Annotated in this window: 4 protein-coding genes and 1 tRNA gene; 2 read left to right on the top strand and 3 right to left on the bottom strand. The window is 40.1% G+C overall.

All coding sequences use genetic code 11. The annotated features are described in order from the left end of the window. Positions 1-148 precede the first annotated feature (148 nt). Entirely contained in the window at positions 149-673 is a 525-nt protein-coding gene (locus tag PseudUWO310_RS22400; protein WP_009628237.1) for a Ycf51 family protein, read from the top strand. Positions 674-1338: 665 nt separating this feature from the next. After that, positions 1339-3450, top strand: coding sequence for a putative bifunctional diguanylate cyclase/phosphodiesterase (locus PseudUWO310_RS22405; RefSeq protein ID WP_143190575.1), 2112 nt, complete (start codon positions 1339-1341; stop codon positions 3448-3450). Positions 3451-3762: 312 nt separating this feature from the next. Here PseudUWO310_RS22405 and PseudUWO310_RS22415 read toward each other — a convergent pair. The 3 genes from PseudUWO310_RS22415 to PseudUWO310_RS22425 form a co-directional block, all read right to left on the bottom strand. Then, positions 3763-3834: transfer RNA gene (locus PseudUWO310_RS22415), tRNA-Asn, on the bottom strand. A gap of 227 nt (positions 3835-4061) precedes the next feature. Further along, complete coding sequence (locus tag PseudUWO310_RS22420; RefSeq protein WP_143190577.1) at positions 4062-4991, bottom strand: DMT family transporter; 930 nt, start codon at positions 4989-4991, stop codon at positions 4062-4064. A 391-nt stretch (positions 4992-5382) separates the two neighbouring features. Next, entirely contained in the window at positions 5383-5646 is a 264-nt protein-coding gene (locus PseudUWO310_RS22425; RefSeq protein ID WP_143190578.1) for a hypothetical protein, read from the bottom strand. Between the last annotated feature and the right edge of the window lie 300 nt (positions 5647-5946).

The following is a 5946-nucleotide window of genomic DNA, read 5'->3' on the forward strand; positions in this document are numbered from 1 at the left end:
CGCAGCGTGCGCCACAGCTTTTTGTTTTTTATATTTAATTGCGCCTAGCTACTTATGAGCAGTTGGTGGCGAAGTGAATTGTTAAGTATGGTAAAAATCTTGTTTAATGAATTAAGTAGTTATTTAATAATTCACAATAAATTAATTTATGTCGCTAACACCTGCTTTATTTGGTCAACTTGCACAAGCAATGGGCATATTTGTATTGATCTGTGCCTTAATCACAGGATTAGCCGTTGCTTTTCAGTGGAGTTGGCGCTATCGGATGGTGGGCGCAACTCTGTTCTCTGTTGTTTTAGTTGTGGGGCTTTTCTCCCTCAGTTTTGAGCCAATTACCCGTTCATCCATTGCAGGCTCTGTCCCTTTTAAGTTAGTTTACGATCGCTTTGGTTCCCAAGCGACAATTGCAGTTGCGCCAACGATTACGCCTGAAGAGTTGGAGGCAACTTTACAGCAAGCAAGTAGCAATCTATTTTCGTCTGGGCGAAATGGTCAAGGTAAATCACAAATGACGATTTATGCCAGAACGATCATTCATCCCCGCGAAGGGCTATCTAAACCAATTTATCTAGGGCGGGTAATGCGATCGCTCAACCTTCGCAATGATCCCAATATGAAAGTTGAAATTTTTGCCGATAAATTTGCCGAACTCCCCCAAAATACAGCTTCTTAATATTACCTACAGTGCTTTGCGCTCAAACCCAAACTAATAAATTTTTTGAAAGTGCTGCAAGGCAGCACTTTCAAAAAATTTATTGTGGTTCTTTTGATCAGAAATTGCTATAAAAAAATTACTTAGATCGCTAAACAAAACTATAGCAACGTCAAAACCCTAAGGATGAGTGGTGGTGCGAAGCACCACCACTCATCCTTAGGGTTTTGATTTGTCCTCGCTATCTCTTATACCAATTCACTGAAGTGAGCCAACACTTCAGTGAATTAAAAAACAAACCCAGTAAGGTTTTGAGATTCACAAAATGGCAACGCCATTTTGTGAATTGGTATTACGTTGCTATAAATATCGCAATCCTAAATCATTTGTAGATTTGCCCCCCCCTTCGGAGTGCGCTTCCACAAACTATTTAGGATTGCGATATATACTAATATTTCCTATTTCTATAGGCTCAATAATTAAGGCAAAAAGATCGTTAAGATTACGATAAAGTATTTAATCTTGACGATCTTTCTGCCTTAGGATGTTTTTTAAGTAGCTAGGTACAATTGAGTATAAAACCCCCAAAAACTTTTGCAAATGCACAGCAAGCGCCACAGGTTTTGAATCTGTTTTTTTATCATACTCAGTCACTTAATTTATTCATAAATGTTTTTTGAAAAAATATGCGAGAACATTTGTCCGAGACATTATTATCATTATTCAATTATGCAAATCGCATTGGAGAATCAGAAACATTAACACAGCAACAATTAGATGATTTACAAAATATTAAATCAATCGGAGAGACCCTAGCTAATTACTTAGATAATACCGAAAAAGAAATAAATATTCTTAAGCAGAGGGTTAGACAACTAAATCAAGCTAATCTCATCAGAGAATTTAGCGATGAAGATAGAATTTATACCTTAATAGCCTTGATCTTTGCCCATCTCAGACATTCGATTAATATCGATGAGCTTCTAGAAACTGCGGTTTGGGAAACATCCCAATTATTACAAAGAGATCAAGTAATTATTTGTCAATTTACTGAGGAAGATGTTCAGCCTATTCAATACGAAGCTGTTAGCGATCCGAGCTATTCACTTCTAGGGCAACCACTTCCATCGATTTACACCAATCCCTCATGGCTAGATCGGTTGCAAAAATGTGTTAGTCAAGTTATTCACGATATTAATGATGCAAACATCGATCCCCTATTTGCTGAATCCCTGCGCAGTCTCAACATACATGCAGCGATCGCTGTGGCTATCCCGATGGGCAAAAGACTATGGGGACTCCTAATAGTTCATCAATACAATAATGCTAACCTTTGGCAAAATTGGGAAATTGAATTGCTAGAAAGATTGGGAACCCAATTAGCAATTTCGATCCATCAAATGCAACTGCTGGTTAAGTCCAACGATATCAGAATCGAAAGAGATCAGATAATTGCCAAGTTGCATCACAATCAACTTCACGATCCGTTAACAGGGCTCCCAAACCGCGACTCATTTATGGAGTCCTTGGACATAGCATTTGCCAAATTACAAGCTGACCATAATTTCAATTTTGCTGTTCTGTTTATAGATTGCGATCGCTTTAAAACCATTAACGAAAGCTTTGGCTTAGCTATCGGCAATGACCTCTTAAAGGAAATTAGTAATCGGATCACGATCCACCATAAAGCCAATTATGTTATCTCTCGGATCGATAGTGATGAGTTTGCAATTCTGGTCGAGAATATTAATAAGGACATTAATGGGGACGATCCTACGGGGGAAGAACTGGTTACTTCCTTAGCCGATCAAATTTTAGAAGGCTTGAAACAGCCATTTCTAGTTGATAATTGCCAACTCTTTATATCTTTTAGTATTGGCATTGCAATTAGTGACCTTGAATATATCTATGCTAATGAGATTCTGCGAGATGCGCATATTGCTATGCATCATTCTCGCAATCTGGGGGGAGGTGGAAAAGCGGTATTTAACGACAACATGAGCCAAGGGGCTAGGGTAAGGTGGCGATTAGAATCCGATCTACACCGAGCGATCGTGAATCATGAGTTTTATTTGCTTTATCAACCGATAGTTTCATTACATCAACATAAGTTGACGGGGTTTGAAGTGCTACTCCGTTGGATGCATCCTATACAGGGTTTAATTTCACCCTTAGAGTTTCTACCAATCGCTGAGGATAGTAGGGATATCATCCAAATTGGTTATTGGGTTTTTGAGACTGCCTGCAAACAGTTACATCAATGGCAGCAAGATTTTCCTGAAATGGGAGCGCTCACTTTGGGAATCAATGTTTCGACGATTCAGGTTATTCAACTCGACTTCGTGGAAAGAATTCAGGCGATCATTACGGACAGTGAAGTTTTGCCGAGTTCGATCAAACTAGAAATTACAGAATCTATTTTGATGGACAATATCGAAGTTTCTTCGCAAAAATTAGAGCAACTGCGAGATATTGGCGTTCAGGTATACATCGACGACTTTGGTACTGGTTATTCATCCTTTAGCTATTTACAAAATTTACCAATCGATGTTTTAAAAATCGATCGCAGCTTTACCAATAGAGTCGCTACCGATGCTAAGAGCCAAAGAATTATTCAATCAATTTTGCGCTTAGCGAATAATCTCGGTATGGGGGTGATTATCGAAGGTGTGGAGACCGCTCAGGAGTTAAATTACTTTGAAGGGCTAGGTGGCAGTAGCATTGAGGTACAGGGCTATTTTATCTCCCATCCCCTAGATATCCAAAAAGCAACTGAGTGGATTCAAGCATCTATTTAGCGCTGTTTTTATTAGCGCTGTTTTTATTAGCGCTGTTTTTATTAGCGCTAATATAGCTATCGCCAAAGGTACTAGGACATAAACCCCAAGAATTGACTGGCGGCGCAAAGCGCCGCCAGTCAATTCTTGGGGTTTGATTTGTCCTAAGTCAAGTGACTGTAGATATAAAACTGAAAATGGCATAGCCATTTTCAGTTTTGGTATTAGATCCCCATTCTTTTGTGAAAAAAATAGGGCTTCAACTCATTTGGGATTGCTATATCAAATAAAAAGAGAGAGGTTATGCAACGCATAACCTCTCTCTTTTTATAACTCCCCAGGCGGGATTCGAACCTGCGACCGATCGGTTAACAGCCGATTGCTCTACCACTGAGCTACTGAGGAATGTAGCTGTTTTGCTTTGTTTATTACTTCAGCGTTAATAACTATAGCGTATAAATGTGCCATTGATGCAAGCTTTTTTAAAAAAATCCAATATTTTTTTTAAAAAGCTCGAAATCTTTATGGAGAGACGCTTTGATAGCTCTAGACGTTGCCAATCAGAAAAAAAGTGGTGGCGCTATGCGCCGCCACTCATCTTTTGAAAACTTTCAATGTGATATAAATCCGAATTAATTACGCAGGTTTGTTCCTAAAGAGGTTGTCATGGAGCCAACTACAACTGCGATCGCCCCAATCCACCCCAAAAAACTTAAGGGCGATGGTGATAATAGTTGAGGCACAAAACTTGGCAAGATACTTGAGGCTGTGAGGGTCACAATTGGGGCAAGGGTGAGGATGACGCTTACCCGCGAGGCTTCCCAATGCTCAAGAGCAGCGGCAAAAGCACCATAGGCAATCACCGTATTTAAGGCGCAAAATATTAATGCTAATAGATGCATTCCTGAAAGAGTTAGCAATCGTTCAGGTTGAGCTAGGGGTGAAAATAGCAACGCTGCACTTAGGTACAAGCACAGGAGTACCGAAGTGGAAGGCAAATTTAGTAAGAGTTGCTTTTGCGCTAGCCCATAAAAAGCCCAAACGATCGCCCCAAGGACGAGTAAAGTATTACCCCACATATAGCTATTGAGGTTAATTACTAGCGATCGCACCTGCTCGTGAGAAAACAGGACTAACCCGCAGATGAGAATCGCAACCCCCACCCATTGCTGATAGTTGTATTTCTCTTTAAAAATCATTAACGAGGCTATGCCCATCATCATGGGTGCTAACTGGGTGAGGACTTGAGCATTATTAGCCGAAGTTTTACCTAAGCCCGTTACAAATAAAATATAGTTCAGGGACAAGCCTACTACCGCAACTAGAAATACTGGTAGAGAGACTTTTTTTAACTGCTGCCATGTCGGTAGCTGTCGCCTTATGGCCAGATATCCCCCCAATACGACCCCTGCAAAGGTAAAGCGAAACCAAGTTACTGTAAAAGGATCTAGTTGTTGAAGAACGATCTTAAGAGCGATCGCCAATAATCCCCATAGTAAAACCGTAAGCAACGATAGCGCCAGACCTAAACGCGATCGCCCCGAAACTTGATGTAGATGCATAGTTTAATCACGAAAATTTATAAAAGCCTTGTCAAGCAAGGCTTTGCCAAACAAAGCTTCTATAATTCTATCCCTGTCATCATTAAAGAATGGGGCAAAGCTTTGTGCTGCCTTATGCCTATATGTATTCCCATAGGCGTGACAGCTTGAGTTAGCTATAGCAGTCCTAAATCATATATAGCTATATTTACTTAAGTCAGGACATCAAAACCGAATAGAGAGTTGCGGTGCTTCGCGCCGCAACTCTCTATTCGGTTTTGATTTTTGTCCCAACATTACTGACTATAGCTATATATTACAAATCAAACCCCAAAATATGAGTGGTGGTGCTTCGCACCACCACTCATATTTTGGGGTTTCTGTTCCAAGCAAAATTTGCCTTGATATTTAGTTAAGAAAACATTTCGACACTTGAGGAGTAAATTGGCTCAACATGGATCGCAATAACGCGTTTAGGGCGGACAAGTAAAATTTCATTTAGTTCGGCTCTTACGGGAATGGGCATCAGATCGTCCTCATTTGCTTTTGCCTTAAACTGCGATGCGTACCAAGTTTTGACTTCTTCGATGGTCATAAATTTGGTTATTACCTCTTGTCCACCTTCTAGCTTTAAATGCACGATATATTCATTAGGCTTTTTGGGTTCTCTCGCCATTTCGATTTACTCCGTCTAAATTTCACTTCATCATGCCGAATTATAGCAACCGTCAAGGCGGTTGAGATCCAAAACCCCAAAAGCCACAATTTGTTAAATATAAAACCCAAAAAACAGTAGCGCACGCACAGCGTGTGCTACTGTTTTTTGGGTTTTAATTATGCTGAACTACTTAGGATTGCTATAGCTATATTCACTTAAGTCAGGACATCAAACGCAATAGAGAGTGGCGGCGCAAAGCGCCGCCACTCTCTATTGCGTTTGATTTTTGTCCTAACATTACTGACTATAGCTATATAT

The sequence above is a fragment of the Pseudanabaena sp. UWO310 genome, assembly GCF_006861605.1.
In the GTDB taxonomy this organism is placed as follows: Bacteria; Cyanobacteriota; Cyanobacteriia; order Pseudanabaenales; family Pseudanabaenaceae; genus Pseudanabaena.